This is a genomic window from Pseudoleptotrichia goodfellowii, from assembly GCF_007990505.1.
In the GTDB taxonomy this organism is placed as follows: Bacteria; Fusobacteriota; Fusobacteriia; order Fusobacteriales; family Leptotrichiaceae; genus Pseudoleptotrichia; species Pseudoleptotrichia goodfellowii.
Genome location: NZ_AP019822.1, coordinates 1,656,112 through 1,674,942, shown reverse-complemented (window position 1 = coordinate 1,674,942; position 18,831 = coordinate 1,656,112). Strand labels below are relative to the sequence as shown.

The following is an 18,831-nucleotide window of genomic DNA, read 5'->3' as shown; positions in this document are numbered from 1 at the left end:
CGTTAATTGCAGTGGAGATAAACCTTTTTGCGATAACGGGAATTTTTGAAATTGTTTAAGATTACTTAATTGTTTCAGGATAAAATTATAGATACTTTAATTATAAAAAAATGTGATTAAAATATAATTGACAGAAACGCTTTTTATAGTATATATTTTAAATGAAGTGAAATTCGGGAATGAAGAAAAGAGGATTTAAAATGATAGAGTTTTTGAATGTCGAAAAGACATATCCTAACGGAAATAAAGGTATTAAAAATATGAATCTGAATATAGAAGAAGGCAAAATTACAGTATTTATAGGACCGAGCGGAAGCGGAAAAACAACGGCTCTCAAAATGATAAACAGACTGGAAGATGCTACTTCGGGGGAAATAAGAATATCGGGGAAAAATATTATGGAATATAATATTCATGAGTTGCGTTGGGATATGGGATATGTTCTTCAACAGGTTGCATTGTTTCCTCATATGAATGTAGAGCAAAATATCTCTATTGTTCCCGAATTAAAAGGTTGGAAAAAAGATCAGACTGATAAAAGAATTGACGAGTTATTAAATACAGTCGGACTGGAAGCTGAAAAGTACAGGAAAAGAATGCCGGCGGAACTGTCCGGGGGAGAAGCACAAAGGATAGGAATAGCAAGAGCATTGGCGGCAAATCCCCGTATTATTCTAATGGACGAGCCTTTCAGTGCTTTGGATCCCGTAACGAGAACAGGTCTTCAGGCGGATATAAAAAAATTACAGGAAAAAATAAACAAAACGGTAGTGTTTGTAACCCATGACATAGAAGAAGCTCTGTTGTTGGGGAATAAAATCTGTATTATTAAAGACGGAGAATTAATCCAATGCGGTACAAAAAAAGATTTAACCGAACATCCTGTAAACAATTTCGTCAGAGAATTTCTTGCTTCGGGAAGAAATCATACAATATGTGACGATATAGTAAAAGATATACTTAAAAACGGATTTTATAAGAAGATTGATGATTTTGAAAAAGAAAATAACGAAATAACAATGAAAATAAATGATTCTTCAGATAAACTTTTCAAAATACTTGAAAAAAATGAGTATGTAATAATTATTAATGAAAAATTAATGGTAAAAAGAAAAAATGTGTTTTCGTGTTTGAGTCAGGAGAGTGATAAAAATGAATAATTTTTTTGTTACTTTGCTTGAGAGAAAAGAAGATATTATAAAATCTATAACGGAACATATTGAAATTTCTTTTCTGGCTCTTGTTATTGCTCTTTTAATAGCAGTACCTTTAGGAATATATTTAAGTTATCATAAAAAGATAGCCGAAATTGTAATAGGAGTAACAGCCGTTTTACAAACAGTGCCGTCTTTGGCATTGCTTGGTCTGTTAATACCTTTTGTAGGAATAGGTACAGTACCGGCAGTTATTGCCCTTGTAATTTATGCTCTTTTACCGATTTTAAGAAATACTTACACGGGAATCTCCGAAGTCGATCCTGTCTACCTTCTTGCCTCAAGAGCATTAGGAATGAATAAAGTCCAACAGTTGTTAAAAATACAGATTCCTCTTGCAATGCCTGTAATTATGGCAGGAATACGTACAGCTACTGTACTGATTATCGGAACGGCTACACTTGCTTCTCTGATAGGTGCCGGGGGATTGGGAAGCCTTATATTGCTCGGATTGGACAGAAACAATAATAATCTTATATTACTTGGAGCCGTGCCTGCTGCATTACTTGCAGTTTTCTTTGATCAGGTACTGAAAAGACTGGAAAAGAAAGATTGGAAAAAAACTCTAATTTACATGTTTGCTGCAATGACGTTGTTTTTTGCAGGGAATTTCGGTGCAGATAAAATGATGTATAAAGATAAACTTGTAATAGCAGGTAAATTGGGAACTGAACCTGAAATACTCATAAATATGTATAAAATTCTGGTTGAAGAAAATATGAAAAATATTCATGTAGAATTAAAACCCGGATTCGGAAAGACTTCTTTCGTTTTCAATGCTCTGAAATCGAGAGAAGTGGACATTTATCCTGAATTTACAGGAACAGCCGTATTTACTTTTCTCAAGGAAAAGCCTGTAAGCAATAATGAAATCGAAGTTTACAATCAGGCAAAAAAAGGACTGGCAGAGAAATACAATATGATACTGCTCGAACCTATGAAATACAATAATACTTATGCTTTAGCTGTTCCAAGAAAATTTGCCGAAGATAATAATTTGATGAAAATTTCCGATCTGGAAAAAGTGAAAGATAAAATAAAAGCAGGATTTACAAGGGAGTTTAATGACAGGGAAGACGGATATAAAGGTTTGAAAAAACTTTATAATTTTGAAATTCCCGATGTGAAAGAACTGGAGCCTAAACTCAGATATACTGCGATTCAAAACGGTGAGATTAATCTGATAGATGCTTATTCTACAGACAGTGAACTTGAAAAATATGATTTAGCTGTGTTGGAAGATGACAGAAAATTGTTTCCTCCTTATCAGGGAGCACCTCTTTTAAGAAAAGAAATATTGGAGAAATATCCAGAATTGGAAAAGATTTTGGGAATGCTTAAAGACAGAATAACCGACGCTGATATGAGAGAAATGAACTATGAAGTAGGTGTAAACGGAAAAAGAGCTGAAGATGTAGCAAAAGAATACTTGAAAAAGAACGGAATTATTAAGTAAATTTTTTTGAGTAATATGTGTATGTTGAGTTTATAAATATGATTTTTTTGATTTTTATTTAAAAATAGTTAAATAATTTTAATGAATATGATATAATAAAACACCTTCTAAAGAAAGGAGGTGTTCTTGTGGCTAAAAAATGGATAAAATTCTTCATTATTTTAATTTTACAACTTTTGATTCTACTTGTTGAAGAATTTTTGAAATAATGAAAAAGGAGTGTTAGCACCACTCCTTTTTTAGTTTGTTCTTGTGGATTTATGAAATTATTATAGCATATTTTCTGATTAAATGGAACAGTAATTTTTTTCAAAAATATAAACATTTAAATGGAAAATAATTTAGCTGAATTGTATGCCGAAAAAATATAATTTTCTTGTAAATATCCCGTAAAAATGCTATAATTATTAAAAATTTAAGAAGGTATCAGAGTAAGTAATTGTAAAGATTTTTATTAATAGTAAAAGTTTTTACTATTATTTGCTCCCTTCTTAATATATAAAAAAATTAGGAGGAAACAAATGTTTGATGAAAGAACTTACGGGTTCAATTTAGGGACACAACAGGTAAAAATAAGTACAGGAAAAATAGCAAGACAGGCAGGAGGCTCTGTAATGGTTCAATGCGGAGGAACGGTATTGCTTGTAACTGCTACAAGAAGTAAGGATGTAAAAGAAGGACAGGATTTTTTCCCTTTAACAGTGGATTATATTGAAAAATTTTATGCTTCGGGAAAATTTCCGGGAGGATTTGTAAAGAGAGAATCAAGACCGTCTACAGATGAGATTTTAATATCAAGACTCGTGGACAGACCGATAAGACCTTTATTTCCTGAAGGATTTTTAAATGCAGTACATATCGTTATTACGGTAGTTTCTTATGATGAGATAAATCAGCCTGAAAATCTTGCTACAATAGGAGTTTCTGCATCATTGGGATTGTCGGATATTCCTTTTGCCGGAACTGTTGCAGGAGTAACTGTAGGATATGTTGACGGAGAATATGTATTAAATCCTACTGCTGAACAGCTTGAAAAAAGTGAAATTCATCTGTCTGTTGCGGGAACAAAAGATGCGGTAACAATGGTAGAAGCCGGAGCCAAAGAAGTATCTGAAGAAGTAATGCTCGAAGCTATAATGTTCGGGCATGAAAGAATAAAAGAAATCTGTAGTGAACAGGATAAATTTTTATCCCAATTTGATGTAAAAAAATACGAATTTGAGAAAAAAGAAGTAGTTCCTGAAATAAAAGAATTTATAGACAGCTTTGAAAAAAATGTCGAAGAAGCGGTAATGACGCCGGGAAAACTTGAAAAGTACGAAGCTATTGATAATCTTGAAATAGAATTATTTGAAAAATATGTTGCCAAACTTGAAAGTGAAGCAAAAGAAATAGATGAAAATCTTGAAAAAGAATTTAAAAATTACTATCGTGAAATAGAAAAGAAAGTAGTAAGAGATGCGATTTTATACAAAAAATACAGAGCTGACGGAAGAACTACTACAGAAATAAGACCTTTGGATGTGGAAGTGGATACTCTTCCTGTGCCGCACGGATCGGCTCTTTTCACAAGAGGAGAAACACAGGCATTGGTAACTGTAACTTTGGGAAGTAAAGCCGATGAGCAGATTGTAGACGGAATAGAAGACGAATCAAGAAAAAAATTCTTCCTTCATTATAATTTCCCACCTTATTCTGTGGGAGAAGCGGGCTTTTTAAGAGCACCAGGAAGAAGAGAGTTAGGACACGGAAATCTTGCTGAAAGAGCATTGAAATATGTAATGCCTGATCAGGAAACATTCCCTTATACTGTAAGACTTGTTTCGGAAATTACCGAATCAAACGGATCATCTTCTCAGGCAAGTATATGTGGAGGTTCGTTGGCATTGATGGCTGCAGGAGTTCCTATAAAATCTACAGTTGCAGGAATTGCAATGGGACTTATAAAAGAAGGAGATACATTTACTGTATTGACTGATATTCAAGGGCTTGAAGATCACTTGGGAGATATGGACTTTAAAGTTGCAGGGACTAAAAAAGGTATAACTGCTATCCAAATGGATATTAAGATAGAAGGAATTACAAGAGAAATAATGGATATAGCTCTAAAACAGGCATTAGAAGGAAGATACTTCATCATTGACAAAATGGAAGAAGTTATAAGTGAGCCTCGTCCTGAAATTGCCGAAAATGCACCGAAAATCGAACTTATGAAAATAGATCCTTCTAAAATAGCAGGATTAATAGGGCCTGCCGGAAAAGTTATAAAAGCTATAATTGAAGAAACAGGAGTGTCTATAGATATAGAAGATGACGGAAGTGTTTCAATATTCGGAAAAGATCCGGAAATGATGAAAAAGGCTATAGAGCTTGTAAAAAGACAGACGCAGTCGGTAGAATTGAACGGTATTTACGACGGGAAAGTTACAAAATTGATGAAATTCGGGGCTTTTGTGGAAGTTCTTCCGGGAAAAGAAGGATTATTACATATTTCGGAAATCAGTCATAAAAGAGTAGCGAAAGTAGAAGATGTATTAAAAGAAGGACAGGAAATAAAAGTAAAAGTAATAACAATGGAAGACGAAAATAAATTTAACCTTAGTATGAAAGCATTAATTTCTAAAGAAGAAGGTGTTAGGGATGAATCTGCCCAATAAACTTGCGACATTAAGAATGATACTTATAATTCCTTTTGTAATAGTAATGGGAGTGGCTTTGTCTACGGATAATGAGGTTTTGTCTATATTTATGAGGATTTTAGCCTGCATTATATTTGTCGGTGCATCGATAACCGATTATTATGACGGACAGATTGCGAGAAAGTATAATCTCGTAACAAATTTGGGAAAACTGATAGATCCTTTAGCAGATAAACTGCTTGTTATATCGGCACTGACTGTATTGACTAAATATGATAAAATAAGTTTGTGGATAGTACTGATAATAATATTCAGAGAGCTTATGATAACAGGACTTAGAGCCATAGTAGCTGCTGACGGTACCGTTATTGCTGCGGAAACTTTGGGGAAATGGAAAACTGCCTCACAAATGGTTGCATTGACGATAATTATTCTTTTTCCTTTAAGTTATACAGTGAATAATATTTTAATGATAATTCCGTTAATACTTACGATTTTGTCGGGAGCTGAATATGTGTTAAAATCTAAAGATGTACTTAATAAATAATAATTATTCGGAAAGTAAAGGAGAAAAATGGAAACGGTTTTATTTTTATGCTATAAAGTTATAGATTTGTATTCTATCATTATATTAATATCGGTTTTAGGTTCGTGGGTTGACGGAAGAAATCAAAGTCCGTTTTTCAGATTTATAAATAAACTGACGGATCCTTATTTGAGATTATTCAGAATAATAATTCCTGCAGGGAATATGAATATTGATATATCGCCGATAATAGGAATAACTGTATTGAATTTATTAAAATCAATAATAGGAAGACTTTATTATTTTTCAGTTGTTTAAAATAAAGGTTGTCTCAATAAAAGTATATTATTGCTTTTGGGACAACCTGTTTTTGTAACGGGAAAGGAAAATTTTATGAAAAAATATAAAATGAACTGGAAAAATTTACTGTCGGTAAATAGCCAAAGACCGAGAAGTAACAAGAGAGGAAACAGACAGGAAGAACCGGAAGAGGCATTTAACAGGAGTAAAGAAAAGCCTTACAGCGATTTGAGAAGTGATTTTGAAAGAGATTATCACAGAATACTCAGCAGTGCTTCTTTCAGAAGACTTCAAGATAAAACTCAGGTTTTTCCCCTTGAAAAAAATGATTTTATAAGAACGAGACTTACTCACTCTATAGAGGTTTCATCTTTTGCTAGATCTCTTGCCCAGTCGGTCGCAGATGAGATAATAAGAAGAAATCTGGATAATAATTTCGGGCATGAAGAAGCCAATGGGATAACAAATATTCTCGCAAGTTCGGGCTTACTTCATGATATAGGAAATCCTCCTTTTGGGCATTTCGGAGAAGATACTGTAAGAGCCTGGTTTATAAAAAATCTTGAAGAAATAAAAATAAAAGACAGTCAGGGCGAATACAAAAAATTAAACGAAATACTTAATACACAGATGTGTCATGATTTCATAAATTTTGAAGGAAATGCACAGGCGATAAGAGTAGTTTCTAAACTGCATTTTTTAGTAGATGAAAACGGTATGAATCTTACTTTTGCACTGTTGAATACACTTATAAAATATCCTGTGGATTCGCTGCATATCGATAAAAAAAGCGGCGATATAAAAACGAAAAAAATGGGATATTATTATTCGGAAAAAGAGTTGTTTGAAAATATAGTGAAAAGTACCGGAACTTATAATGAAGAAACAGGAGAAATTTACAGACATCCTTTGACTTTTCTTCTCGAAGCTGCAGATGATATAGCTTATTGTACTGCGGATATTGAAGACGGTATGAAAAAAGGTTTTATTTCTTTTGAAAATTTAATCGAGAGCCTGAAAGTAAATGTTCCTGAGGACGAACGGCTTTATAAAAATCTTATAACTTATAAAAAATATGCAAAAGAAAAATCCTATGACAGCCCTGAATTGTATGCAGTTCAAAGATGGATAGTGTCCATACAGGGAATATTTATAAGTTCTGTTGTAAATTCTTTTATCGAAAATTATGAGCAGATAATGAATGGTGAATTTAAAACCGATTTATTTAAAGGAACAGAAGCTGAAAAACTGTTGAAAGTCTTAAAAAACTTGGCGTTTGAAGAAGTTTTCGAGTCTAAAGCCATTTTAAAAATGGAAATTGCGGCAAATAATATAATTAACTATTTTCTGACAAATTTTGTAAATTCGGTCTTGTACTGGGATACTCCTTATGAAGATGAAATGGCAGGGATAGATTCCAAATATATAGCTATTTTATCGGAAAATCAAAGACATATTTACAAATATTACAGTGAATTATTTGAAAAAAATATAAAATCACAGGATTTAAAAGCCGATAAAAAGGAAGAAATTTTTGCCTATAAACTTTATTTGAGGTTGCTCCTTGTAACAGACTATATTTCGGGAATGACTGACAGCTTTATAAAAACTCTTTATCAGGAGCTGACTGGAATAGATTAAGAGCAGTTTGAAATTTTTATGAAAATCTAAAGATTAATGAAAGGAATTTTATGGATATAATTTCCGAGTTGCAAAAATTCGGCTTTTCCAAAGTTGAAGCCGAAGTATATATGGAAGTTTTAAATGTTCCTATGTCCAACGGAACACAAATTTCAAAGAAAACAGATATTTCCAGAAGTGCTATTTATAATGCTCTTGAGAGGCTTTGTGAAAAAGGTTATATTTATACGGTTCCTACTGAAGAGGACAAGAAAAACTATATGGCAACAGAGCCGATGGAAATAATTTCAAAATTGAAAGAAGAATGGCAGAATAAAGCCGAGTTTTTGGAAAAGGAATTTTTGAAAATAAGAAATAAAACAGGTGAAACAAGATTCTATGAACTTTATAGTGAAGAAAGTCTGATTTTAAAAATAAAAGAGATGATACTAAATGCTTCAGATGAGGTGTATATAAGCACAAACATAGATATTTATCTGTTTAGAGAAGAAATTTTGAAAATGGTAAAAGCAGGAATAAAAATATTTATTTTTAATTACGGGGAAATGATAGTTGATTTTAATAAGGAAGTAAGCGAATCAGGAAATATTTTTGAGAATTATAATGTATATAATCTTAAAATATACAATGCCTATAATAAATTTTTCAAAAAAGAGGAAAAAGAAATTATAATGGTTTCGGACATTGTAAAAGGATTTTCCTGTGAAGAGGCAGGAGAAGGATTTGTAGGTATGTCGACAGAAAACAAAATACTTGTAAAAGTGTTGGCGGAAAATATTCATAACAATATATATGTCAATAAAATTGAGAGAGTGTACGGAGAAGAAGTGTTTGAAGAAACATTTATAGAATCGGTTTTTGAGAAGAAAAAGTAAAATCTTCTACTTTTTAAATTAAAGTAGGTAAAAATTTTTATTTTCCTTTTTTGTAAAAAAGGAAACGAAAAAACCGTCTGACTAAAATTTTACTAACTCGAAATAACTCGCTCCACTATAAAAACAACAAACTCGTTTCGGATTAAAAATCCTCGCTCAGACAGTTGTTTTTATAACGTTCCGGATTGTATTTCTCGAAGTAAAATTTTAATGTTGAGAAATGAGATAGATTATTAAAGTTCGATTTTAATAAATATTTTTAAAAAGTTTTAATTCTTATAAACTATAAATTATTAAATTATATTAAAATAGTAATATTCAGATTTTACAACGTACATTTTTGAATATGTAAAATTTGAATTGCCCGTTTTTTCCTTTCCTTTTTTGTAAAAAAGGAAGATAAATAAATTGAAATATTTATAAAAAATGTGTATAATAACATGATAATACAAAAATAATATACGGGGAATAACAAAAATTGTAGGAGGAAAGATGAAGATTGATAAATCTCAGTTAAAAGACAGTATTCTCAGAAAGTTGAGAAGACAGTACGGTAAAACTATAGAAGAAGCTCATGAATATGAAATATATTATGCAGCATCAAGAGCAACTCTTGACTATATAGTGGAAAACTGGTACAACACAAAAAAAACTTATGCGAAAAAACAGGTAAAACAAATGTATTATTTTTCTGCAGAGTTTTTAATGGGGCGATATTTGGGGAATAATCTGATTAATTTGCAGATAAATGATGCTGTGAAAGAAACTCTTGAGGAATTGGGAGTTGATATTAATAAAGTAGAAGATCAGGAAATGGACGCAGGACTTGGAAACGGAGGTTTAGGAAGACTTGCTGCATGTTTTCTTGATTCACTTGCTACCCTTGAACTTCCGGGGCACGGTTACGGCTTAAGATATAAATACGGAATGTTTGATCAGAGAATAGAAAACGGATTCCAGGTAGAATATCCCGATGATTGGACAAAATTCGGAGATCCTTGGTCAATAAAAAGAATGGACAGAGTTTTTGAAATAAAATTCGGCGGACAGATAGAAGTACATAGAGATGAAGTAGGAAAAGAATATTTTAAAAGAGTGAATACTGAAAATGTAAATGCTGTAGCGTATGATATTCCTATTATAGGATACGGAAATGACACTGTAAATACTTTGAGACTTTGGGAAGCAAGATCGCCTGAAGGATTTGACTTGAAATTATTTAATGACCAGAAATATCTGCTTGCCTCGGAAAATGCAGTACAGGCTGAAGATATATCGAGAGTTCTTTATCCTAATGATACTGAAAAAGACGGAAAACTGTTAAGACTTAAACAGCAGTTTTTCTTTACTTCGGCATCATTACAGGATATAGTAAGAAGATATAAATCATTATACGGAAATGATTTTTCAAAATTCCATGAAAAAGTTGCAATACAGCTGAACGATACACATCCTGTAGTATCAATACCGGAATTAATGAGAATCCTTTTGGATTATGAAAAATTGAATTGGGGAGAAGCATGGAATATTTGTAAAAATGTATTCTCTTATACAAACCATACGATTTTATCCGAAGCATTGGAAAAATGGGAAATTTCGTTATTTCAGCCGTTATTGCCGAGAATATATCAGATTGTTGAAGAAATTAACAGAAGATTTATGGAAGAACTTAACGAAAAATATCCTGATGACTGGCAGAAAAAGCAGGAAATGGCAATTATCGGAAACGGACAAATCAGAATGGCGTGGCTTGCAATAGTAGGGTCTCACACTGTAAACGGAGTTGCAGCTTTACATACTGAAATTTTAAAAAATTCTGAATTGAAAGAATGGTATGAATTATACCCTGAAAAATTCCAAAACAAAACAAACGGAATTACTCAAAGAAGATGGCTGTTAAAATCAAATCCTGAATTGGCAGGATTGATTACAGAGCTGATAGGTGACAAATGGATTACTGATTTGTATGAGTTGAAAAAACTTGAACAGTTTATTGATGATGATAATGTGTTGAACAGACTGACTGAGATAAAATTCAGTAACAAACAGAAATTGGCAGAATATATAAAAGAAACTACAGGAATTGATGTAAATCCTCATTCCATATTTGACGTTCAGGTAAAAAGACTTCACGAGTATAAAAGACAGTTATTGAATGTGCTGCATATAATGGATTTATATAATAAACTTAAAGAAAATCCTTTGCTTGATGTAGAGCCGAGAACATTTATATTCGGAGCTAAAGCGGCAGCCGGATACAGAAGAGCTAAAGGAATAATAAAATTAATAAATGCCGTTGCAGAAAGAGTAAATAACGATCCTGATATTAACGGTAAAATAAAAGTAGTGTTTTTGGAAAATTACAGAGTTTCTCTTGCAGAAAAAATATTCCCTGCTGCAGATGTTTCCGAGCAAATTTCTACAGCGAGTAAAGAGGCTTCGGGAACGGGAAATATGAAGTTTATGTTAAACGGAGCAATAACAATGGGTACTTTAGACGGTGCAAATGTTGAAATAGTGGAAGAAGCAGGAGCTGAAAATGAATTTATATTCGGACTTAAAGCAGATGAAGTTGTAAGGCTTGAAGGATACGGTAAATATAATCCAATGGAAGAATATAATGTAGTTGAAGGTTTGACAAAAGTTATAGATCAGTTGTCTGACGGAACTTACGATGATAATCATACAGGAATATTCAGAGAACTGCAGGCATCACTTTTATACGGAGTGGACGGAGGAAGACCTGATGTTTACTTTGTATTGAGAGATTTTTCTTCATACAGAAATGCACAGACGGAACTTCAAAAAGCATACAAAGATAAAAGAAACTGGGCAAAAAAAATGTTGAAAAATATAGCAAATGCAGGAAAATTCAGTTCAGACAGAACAATAGCCGAATATGCGAAAGATATTTGGAATATTCATCCTGTAAAAGTTGAGGATTATATAGATTAGTAAAGTAAAATTTTTAAACTGAGAAAAAAGGAGTGTAGCAGCACTCCTTTTTAATCATCTTCCGTATATTTTAGTTATTCTTCCAATTCTTTGAGCAAGCTCATCAGTTAATAAACCGTCTTTCAATCTCCATTGCCAGTTGCCTGAAGCAACTCCCGGAGTATTTATTCTTGCTTCACTGCCCAGTCCTAAAAAATCCTGAACAGGTGCTATTGCAATACTTGCCACGGAACGCCATGCTCCTTTTAAAATTGCCCAGTTTATTTCCGAATGATCGGCTATATTCAAATATTCTCTCGTAAAGTTTCTGTCACTTTCATTTGCTTTTTCAAACCATCCGATTAATGTATCGTTGTCATGAGTACCTGTATAAACAACACAGTTTTTAATATAAGTGTGCGGAAGATAGTCGTTTTCTTCGTTGGAATCAAAGGCAAAACCTAAAATTTTCATTCCCGGAAAGCCTGTATCTTCTCTTAAAGTGATAACTTCTTCGGTTAAATGTCCTAAATCTTCAGCAATAATAGGCAAATCTCCCAATTCTTTTTTTATTGCATTGAATAAGTCGATTCCCGGACCTTTCTGCCATGTTCCGTTTTGAGCAGTTTCATCGCCGAAAGGCACTGCCCAGTATGCTTCAAAACCTCTGAAATGATCAATTCTGATAATATCGTAAAGGGATAAATTGGTTTTAATTCTTTCTATCCACCACTTATAATCAGTTTCTTTTAATTTTTCCCAGTTATATAAAGGATTTCCCCATAGTTGCCCTGTTTCGCTGAAATAATCAGGCGGAACACCTGCAACTTTTACCGGATTAAGTTCATCGTCAAATAAAAATATTTCAGGATTTGCCCATGTGTCGGCACTATCTGCTGCGACAAATATAGGAATATCGCCGATAATTTTAACATTATTCTCTTCAGCATATTTTTTAATTTCATACCATTGTTTAAAAAATAAAAACTGAATAAATTTTTGAAATTCTGTTTCATCACTAAGTTCTTTTTTATAACTTTCCAATGCTGAAGATTTTCTTAATTTTATATCTTCAGGCCATTGAATCCAGGGAAGTCCGTTAAAATGATTTTTCAAAGAAATAAAAAGTGAATAATCCTCAAGCCATGAATTGTTTTTTTCTTTAAATCCTGTAAACTCTTCTTCCAGATGATTGAAATTTCCGCTTTTGAAACTGTCATATGCTTTTTTTAATAACGGAAATTTTTGATTATATATTACTCCGTAGTCAATGTATTCAGGATTTTCTCCCCAGAATATATTTTCAAAATCTTCATTTTGAAGTAAACCGTCCGAAATTAATATATCGAAATCAATCAGATAAGGATTTCCCGCAAAAGACGAAAAGGACTGATAAGGAGAATCTCCGTATCCTGTAGGGCCTAAAGGAAATATTTGCCATAATTTCTGATTAGATTTTTTCAGAAAGTCTATAAATTTACGAGCTTCATATCCTAAAGTACCTATACCGTATTTTCCCGGTAAAGATGTAGGATGAAGCAAAATTCCCGAACTTCTTTCAAACATATTTTTCCTCCTAAATTTAAAATTATTTTATATCTATAATATACATTATATTGAATAAAAAGTCTATTTAAATTTTTGAAAGTAATATAAGTTGTATATAAAAACATTGACTTGATATATATTATTTGCTATACTTAACACAGATAACTCAGGAGGTGTATAATGGAAAAAGTAGATAAAGATATGAATATAATGGAAGCTGTAGAAAGATTTCCGATAATAGCACAAGTTCTTATGAGATACGGATTGGGATGCGTAGGTTGTATAATTTCCAGTGCTGAAACTTTGGGAGAGGGAATTGCGGCACACGGATTAAATCCGGATATTATCATTGAAGAAGTAAATATGATATTGGAAAAACAGCAGGAACAAGGATAGAAAAGTGAAAGTCAGTATTAAAGTAAATCTTAAAATCGGTAAATTCTGTATATTGAAAGAACTTTCCGATTTTATTTTGAAAAAATAAAAAAATTTTCCAAAATAAATTTGACAAATGAAAAAACTAGTGTTATATTATTATTGAATTTCAAATTTTATAATATACAATATTAAGAAAAGGAAAAGGAGAAATATGAAATTAAAAATAGCCATCTTGTCATTACTGGCAAGTACAATTTTAAGTGCAGCAAGTATTGATTATTTATCAAATAACTCTGCTTCATTCTTTCAAAATCCTTCACAAACAGGAAAAATATCAGTAGAAGGAATATTTTATAATCCTGCAGGGACAGCGTTTCTGGAAGATGGAACATATTTGAATTTAAATATGCAGAACTCTTTAATAGAAGAATCAATGACATTGAACGGTAAAAAATATAAATCAAATAACTATGCAGGAGCCCCTTCATTCAATCTTTTGTATAAAAAAAATAATTTCTCGTTATTCGGAAATGCAAGTGTTATAGCAGGAGGAGCTACATTAAAATATAAAGACGGTGTAGTGGGAGTTCAACTTGCGGGAGATGCTTTTAATGAGTTGACAAGAGGACGTTTAGGAGCAAAACTTACTGAAAACAGTTTTAAAGGACAAAACAGATATTATCAGTTAATGGTAGGCGGAGCTTACAAAGTGAATGATCAATTCTCGGTATCGGGAGGATTGAAATATGTTTTGGGAGTGAGAAAACTTAAAGGAAATGCCACTTACAGCTACAATCCTCTTGTAGGAAGAGCTATAGGACTGACAGGAAATGAATTACATCTTGATTCTGAAAGAACTGCAAGCGGTGTAGGAGGAACAATAGGATTTGATTATAAACCTACAGACACATTGAATTTTGCAGTAAAATACGATACACCTGTAAAATTGAAATTTAAAGCAAAAGCAACTGAATATAAAGGAATGTCAGTAGCAGGAAGACCTGTAGGAATTTCTCTTTTCTATCCTGAGTACGCTGACGGAGCCGAATACAGAAGAGATTTGCCGGGAGTATTGTCATTGGGAGTTTCTAAAGATTTCGGCAAGTTCACATATTCTGCAGGATACGTACATTATTTCAATAAAGCTGCTAAATTAGACAGATTCAAATATAAAGACGGACATGAATATAATTTCGGAGTAGATTACAGACTGAATGAAAAATTCACATTGCATGCAGGATTTAACTATGCAGATACAGGAGCTCCGAGAAATACATTCACGGATGTTGAATATGCAGTAAATTCACAAATATATGCAGCAGGATTGACTTATAAACCGACTGAAAGTTCTGAATGGAAATTCGGGATAGCACATGTTTCATATAATTCTTCAAACGGAGAAAAGGAAAAAACTGCACTACCGGGAGTCAGTCTTGATAAATCAAAAGTGAAATATGATAAATCAATAAATGTATTCACATTGGGATACACACATAAATTTTAATAAAAATTGTTCAAGGTAAGAATTTGTTATGGATTTAATACTCCCGCTGAAAGCAGTTTTCGTGATTTTCGACTGCTGTAAATGCGGGAGTTTTTAAAAATATAACGAAAATCGGATAGGAGCAAAAATTGGGAAAAAATAATAAAAAACAAATAAAAAACGGAATAATTTTCGGGAAATTTTATCCGCTTCACACGGGACACGTTGATTTTATCCAGAGAGCAAGCGGACTTTCAGAAAATCTTTATGTAATAGTGTGTACGGATAAAAAACGGGATATTGAGCTGTTTGAAAAATCTCAAATGAAAAAAATGCCTACTGAAAAAGACAGAATAAGATTTGCCGAGCAGACATTCAAATATCAGGATAATATAAAAATACTGCATTTATCCGAAGATAATATACCACCTTATCCTAACGGTTGGAAAGAATGGACAAAAAGAGTAAAAGAACTTCTTTCGGAAAATCATTTGAAAATAGATACGATTTTTACTAATGAAACGCAGGATGTAGAAAATTATAAAAAAAATTTTGTTGATTCGGACAATTCTTATGAAGTTTTCGATAGAGAACTGAAAGTCGAAACAATAGATACTTTAAGAAACAATTTTCATATAAGTGCTACTGAAGTAAGAAAAAATCCTTATCATAACTGGCAATATATCCCTAAATATGTAAGGGAGTTTTTTGTATTGAAAGTTGCGATAATAGGCTCTGAAAATTCGGGAAAAACAAATTTGACAAATAAACTGGCAAATTATTACAATACATCATGTGTCCGTGAGTACAGAAAAAAATATATAGAAGAAGTGTTGGCGGGAAAATCCGATAATATGCAATACGAAGATTACAGTCGTATAGCTTATGAACATAATCGTGAAATAACCGATTCCGGAGCAAATGCAGATAAACTGACTTTTATAGATACTGAATATACTTCGTTGCAGGTATTTTCAATTATAAATACAGGAGAAGAACATCCTGTAATAAAAGATTTTATAAAAAATTCAAAATTTAATATAATAATTTATATAGAAAAAGATAGAAACAAAGAGTACGATAAAATTTTAAAAAAATTGCTTGAGAAATATAATATAAAATATTTTACGATTAAAAACGAAGAATGTAATTTTACTGAAATTTATAATAAAAGCATAGAAATAATAGATGATTTTATTTCAATATAAACAGATAATTAAAAAACCAAAAAAAGCACTTGACAATAATATATACTTATGATAGAATTAGCAAGCTAGTTTATTCTGGTAATACCAATATTTTATTGGGAGGGATAGAAGACATGAGAGTACAAGTTATTTTAGAATGCACAGAAACTAAGTTGAGACATTATGTTACAACTAAAAACAAAAAAACTCATCCTGAAAGACTGGAAATGAGAAAATACAATCCTGTGCTTAAAAGACATTCTCTATATAGAGAAGTTAAGTAATAGTAGTAGAAATACGTTATATGAAATAGGTCAGTAGCTCAATTGGTAGAGCATCGGTCTCCAAAACCGAGGGTTACGGGTTCAATTCCTGTCTGACCTGCCATTTTAATTTTATGGAGATATTTATGAGCAAATTTAATGTATCGGATGCTATTAAGAATATGATTGATGAGTATAAAAAAATATACTGGCCGAACAGATCGGAAGTTTTTCATGTAACAATAATAGTATTATTAATAACTTTGTTTATAGCTTTATACATATTGGTGTTTGACAATGTGTTTGATCTTTTGTTAAACAGACTGACTCAAATTTTAAAAAGCTTTTTAGGAGGCAGATAAAGTGAGTGAAAAAATGGAAGAAGTTGTGAATGATGAAGTTAAATATGAAAAAAAATGGTATATAATTCATACTTATTCGGGTTATGAAAAGAAAGTAGCAACCGACTTGGAAAAAAGAATCGAATCATTGAATTTGACCGACAGAGTTTTCAGAATATTAGTTCCTGAAGAAGAAGTTTTGGAAGAAAAAAGAGGTAAAATGGTAAAAGTTCCGAGAAAACTCTTTCCGAGCTATGTTATGGTGGAAATGCTTTCGGTTAAAGAAGAAAATGATTTAGGACTGGGATACCGTGTAGACAGTGAAGCGTGGTATGTAATAAGAAATACCAACGGTGTTACAGGATTTGTAGGGGTAGGAAGCGATCCTATACCTTTATCCGATGAAGAGGCATCTAATTTACTGTCTAAAATAGGAATTAACGGTTTTGAAAATGAAAACAAATTCAACATCGATGTAGAAATCGGTGAAAAAGTAATTGTAAAAAAAGACTCGTTTTTGGATCAGGAAGGCGAAGTAGCTGAAATTGATTATGAGCACGGAAGAGTTAAAGTGTTGCTTGAAGTTTTCGGAAGACTTACTCCTGTAGAGTTTGAATATAATGAAATCCAAAAAAGATAAAGCCGAGAGTATTTAAAGAATAATGTTAGCAAAATTTTAATTAAAGAAAAGTGGGAGATTTAAAAAATTCAATTACCACAGAGGAGGAAAAATGGCTAAAGAAGTAATCGGAAAAATTAAATTACAGTTAGAAGCAGGAAAAGCAAATCCGGCTCCACCGGTAGGACCTGCATTAGGACAACACGGAGTAAACATTCCGGAGTTCTGTAAAGCGTTTAATGCACAAACACAAGATAAAATGGGATTTGTAATTCCGGTTGAAATATCGGTTTACGCAGACAGAAGTTTTACATTTATACTTAAAACACCGCCTGCATCAGACTTGTTGAAGAAAGCTGCAAAAACTCAAAAAGGCGCTGCTAATTCCAAAAAAGATGTAGCAGGAAAAATTACAAAAGCTCAGTTAAAAGAAATTGCCGAAACTAAAATGCCCGATTTAAATGCGGGAAGCGTTGAAGCTGCTATGAATATAATAGCAGGAACTGCAAGAAGTATGGGAATAAAAATAGAAGAATAATAACTTACAAAGTGAATAATTATTATATTAAGTGGAAGGTTTGTAAAGCCGATTACCACAGAGGAGGAAATAATAAATGGCAAAAAGAGGAAAAAGATATAGTGATATCTCTCAAAAAGTAGATAAAATGAAAGTATACACTCCAGAGGAAGCGTTGGATTTAGTTTTTGACACTAAAAGTGCTAAATTCGTTGAAACTGTAGAGTTGGCAATAAGATTGGGAGTAGATCCGAGACATGCCGATCAACAAGTTAGAGGAACTGTAGTTTTACCTCATGGAACAGGAAAAACAATTAAAATATTAGCAATCACTTCAGGAGAAAATATCCAAAAAGCATTGAATGCAGGGGCTGACTATGCAGGTGATGATGAATATATATCAAAAATTCAAGGCGGATGGATGGACTTTGATTTAGTAATAGCAACTCCTGACATGATGCCTAAATTAGGAAAATTAGGAAAAACTTTAGGAACTAAAGGATTAATGCCTAACCCTAAATCGGGAACTGTTACAACAGACGTTGAAAAAACAGTTGAAGAATTTAAAAAAGGTAAAGTAGCATTTAAAGTAGATAAATTAGGTTCGATTCATTTACCTATAGGTAAAGTTAATTTTGATAAACAGGCTATTGTAGATAACTTTAAAGTTGCCTTGGATCAAATTATAAAATTGAAACCTTCTGCATCAAAAGGTCAATATTTGAGAACAGTTGCAATTTCATTGACTATGGGACCTGGAATTAAAATAGATCCTTTATTGGCAGGAACTTTTGCAACAAAATAAAAATTACTTGATTTTTTTAGAAAAATAGTATATAATAATTCGTTGAAAGGTAGTAAATTGTTTCAAAATATTTTTGAATAAATAACCAAAGACAGTAGGTAGACT

General features: G+C 32.2%; 17 protein-coding genes, 1 tRNA gene and 1 other annotated feature (1 of these 19 only partly in view). Of the genes, 17 read left to right on the top strand and 1 reads right to left on the bottom strand.

Going from position 1 to position 18,831, the window contains the following annotated elements:
• Positions 1-200 precede the first annotated feature (200 nt).
• The 8 genes from FVE72_RS08185 (at position 201) to FVE72_RS08150 (ending at position 11,606) form a co-directional block, all read left to right on the top strand.
• Positions 201-1,160, top strand: a complete 960-nt coding sequence (locus tag FVE72_RS08185) for an ABC transporter ATP-binding protein (protein WP_036056168.1) — start codon at positions 201-203, stop codon at positions 1,158-1,160.
• The gene (locus FVE72_RS08180; protein WP_026737956.1) at positions 1,153-2,670 is read left to right on the top strand and encodes an ABC transporter permease/substrate-binding protein; all 1,518 of its coding nucleotides are present in this window, start codon (positions 1,153-1,155) and stop codon (positions 2,668-2,670) included. Before FVE72_RS08185 ends, FVE72_RS08180 begins: the two co-directional genes overlap by 8 nt.
• A 521-nt stretch (positions 2,671-3,191) precedes the next feature.
• Positions 3,192-5,327 (top strand): polyribonucleotide nucleotidyltransferase, encoded by a 2,136-nt coding sequence (gene pnp, locus FVE72_RS08175; protein ID WP_026737955.1) that lies wholly within the window; start codon positions 3,192-3,194, stop codon positions 5,325-5,327.
• Entirely contained in the window at positions 5,311-5,856 is a 546-nt protein-coding gene (gene pgsA / locus FVE72_RS08170; RefSeq protein WP_026737954.1) for a CDP-diacylglycerol--glycerol-3-phosphate 3-phosphatidyltransferase, read from the top strand. The genes pnp and pgsA overlap by 17 nt, the downstream gene beginning before the upstream one ends.
• A gap of 27 nt (positions 5,857-5,883) precedes the next feature.
• Positions 5,884-6,153: a YggT family protein gene (locus FVE72_RS08165; protein ID WP_026737953.1), complete on the top strand. Its 270-nt coding sequence runs from the start codon at positions 5,884-5,886 to the stop codon at positions 6,151-6,153.
• 75 nt (positions 6,154-6,228) lie between these two features.
• Entirely contained in the window at positions 6,229-7,776 is a 1,548-nt protein-coding gene (locus FVE72_RS08160) for a deoxyguanosinetriphosphate triphosphohydrolase (RefSeq protein ID WP_232049437.1), read from the top strand.
• Positions 7,777-7,826: 50 nt separating this feature from the next.
• Positions 7,827-8,651, top strand: coding sequence for a TrmB family transcriptional regulator (locus FVE72_RS08155; protein ID WP_006808136.1), 825 nt, complete (start codon positions 7,827-7,829; stop codon positions 8,649-8,651).
• Between the two features lie 492 nt (positions 8,652-9,143).
• Entirely contained in the window at positions 9,144-11,606 is a 2,463-nt protein-coding gene (locus tag FVE72_RS08150; protein ID WP_026737951.1) for a glycogen/starch/alpha-glucan phosphorylase, read from the top strand.
• Positions 11,607-11,660: 54 nt separating this feature from the next.
• Here the strand turns inward: FVE72_RS08150 and malQ are convergent, their stop codons facing one another.
• Positions 11,661-13,151, bottom strand: coding sequence for a 4-alpha-glucanotransferase (gene malQ / locus FVE72_RS08145; protein ID WP_026737950.1), 1,491 nt, complete (start codon positions 13,149-13,151; stop codon positions 11,661-11,663).
• 162 nt (positions 13,152-13,313) lie between these two features.
• Between malQ and FVE72_RS08140 the strand changes: the two genes are divergently transcribed.
• The 9 genes from FVE72_RS08140 (at position 13,314) to rplA (ending at position 18,726) form a co-directional block, all read left to right on the top strand.
• Complete coding sequence (locus FVE72_RS08140; protein ID WP_006807174.1) at positions 13,314-13,529, top strand: DUF1858 domain-containing protein; 216 nt, start codon at positions 13,314-13,316, stop codon at positions 13,527-13,529.
• Between the two features lie 193 nt (positions 13,530-13,722).
• Positions 13,723-15,015, top strand: coding sequence for an OmpP1/FadL family transporter (locus FVE72_RS08135; RefSeq protein ID WP_026737949.1), 1,293 nt, complete (start codon positions 13,723-13,725; stop codon positions 15,013-15,015).
• Between the two features lie 128 nt (positions 15,016-15,143).
• Positions 15,144-16,202: a multifunctional transcriptional regulator/nicotinamide-nucleotide adenylyltransferase/ribosylnicotinamide kinase NadR gene (nadR, locus tag FVE72_RS08130; protein ID WP_026737948.1), complete on the top strand. Its 1,059-nt coding sequence runs from the start codon at positions 15,144-15,146 to the stop codon at positions 16,200-16,202.
• Positions 16,203-16,315: 113 nt separating this feature from the next.
• Positions 16,316-16,465 carry a 50S ribosomal protein L33 gene (gene rpmG, locus FVE72_RS08125; RefSeq protein ID WP_006807173.1) on the top strand — a complete coding sequence of 50 codons (150 nt, stop codon included), beginning with the start codon at positions 16,316-16,318 and terminating at the stop codon, positions 16,463-16,465.
• A 27-nt stretch (positions 16,466-16,492) separates the two neighbouring features.
• Positions 16,493-16,568, top strand: a tRNA-Trp gene (locus tag FVE72_RS08120).
• Between the two features lie 22 nt (positions 16,569-16,590).
• Positions 16,591-16,806 (top strand): preprotein translocase subunit SecE, encoded by a 216-nt coding sequence (secE, locus tag FVE72_RS08115; protein ID WP_026737947.1) that lies wholly within the window; start codon positions 16,591-16,593, stop codon positions 16,804-16,806.
• 13 nt (positions 16,807-16,819) lie between these two features.
• Positions 16,820-17,425, top strand: a complete 606-nt coding sequence (nusG, locus tag FVE72_RS08110; RefSeq protein WP_036056456.1) for a transcription termination/antitermination protein NusG — start codon at positions 16,820-16,822, stop codon at positions 17,423-17,425.
• Positions 17,426-17,516: 91 nt separating this feature from the next.
• Positions 17,517-17,942, top strand: a complete 426-nt coding sequence (gene rplK / locus FVE72_RS08105) for a 50S ribosomal protein L11 (RefSeq protein WP_006807154.1) — start codon at positions 17,517-17,519, stop codon at positions 17,940-17,942.
• Positions 17,943-18,018: 76 nt separating this feature from the next.
• Positions 18,019-18,726 carry a 50S ribosomal protein L1 gene (gene rplA, locus FVE72_RS08100; RefSeq protein ID WP_026737945.1) on the top strand — a complete coding sequence of 236 codons (708 nt, stop codon included), beginning with the start codon at positions 18,019-18,021 and terminating at the stop codon, positions 18,724-18,726.
• A 67-nt stretch (positions 18,727-18,793) separates the two neighbouring features.
• Positions 18,794-18,831, top strand: a sequence feature (ribosomal protein L10 leader region) (it continues 119 nt past the right edge of the window).

Bases quoted from the DNA above. Each gene is read 5' to 3' on its own strand.
- FVE72_RS08185 (WP_036056168.1), top strand. From the start codon at position 201: ATGATAGAGTTTTTGAATGTCGAAAAGACATATCCTAACGGAAATAAA.
- FVE72_RS08180 (WP_026737956.1), top strand. From the start codon at position 1,153: ATGAATAATTTTTTTGTTACTTTGCTTGAGAGAAAAGAAGATATTATA.
- pnp (WP_026737955.1), top strand. From the start codon at position 3,192: ATGTTTGATGAAAGAACTTACGGGTTCAATTTAGGGACACAACAGGTA.
- pgsA (WP_026737954.1), top strand. From the start codon at position 5,311: ATGAATCTGCCCAATAAACTTGCGACATTAAGAATGATACTTATAATT.
- FVE72_RS08165 (WP_026737953.1), top strand. From the start codon at position 5,884: ATGGAAACGGTTTTATTTTTATGCTATAAAGTTATAGATTTGTATTCT.
- FVE72_RS08160 (WP_232049437.1), top strand. From the start codon at position 6,229: ATGAAAAAATATAAAATGAACTGGAAAAATTTACTGTCGGTAAATAGC.
- FVE72_RS08155 (WP_006808136.1), top strand. From the start codon at position 7,827: ATGGATATAATTTCCGAGTTGCAAAAATTCGGCTTTTCCAAAGTTGAA.
- FVE72_RS08150 (WP_026737951.1), top strand. From the start codon at position 9,144: ATGAAGATTGATAAATCTCAGTTAAAAGACAGTATTCTCAGAAAGTTG.
- malQ (WP_026737950.1), bottom strand. From the start codon at position 13,151: ATGTTTGAAAGAAGTTCGGGAATTTTGCTTCATCCTACATCTTTACCG.
- FVE72_RS08140 (WP_006807174.1), top strand. From the start codon at position 13,314: ATGGAAAAAGTAGATAAAGATATGAATATAATGGAAGCTGTAGAAAGA.
- FVE72_RS08135 (WP_026737949.1), top strand. From the start codon at position 13,723: ATGAAATTAAAAATAGCCATCTTGTCATTACTGGCAAGTACAATTTTA.
- rpmG (WP_006807173.1), top strand. From the start codon at position 16,316: ATGAGAGTACAAGTTATTTTAGAATGCACAGAAACTAAGTTGAGACAT.
- secE (WP_026737947.1), top strand. From the start codon at position 16,591: ATGAGCAAATTTAATGTATCGGATGCTATTAAGAATATGATTGATGAG.
- nusG (WP_036056456.1), top strand. From the start codon at position 16,820: ATGGAAGAAGTTGTGAATGATGAAGTTAAATATGAAAAAAAATGGTAT.
- rplK (WP_006807154.1), top strand. From the start codon at position 17,517: ATGGCTAAAGAAGTAATCGGAAAAATTAAATTACAGTTAGAAGCAGGA.
- rplA (WP_026737945.1), top strand. From the start codon at position 18,019: ATGGCAAAAAGAGGAAAAAGATATAGTGATATCTCTCAAAAAGTAGAT.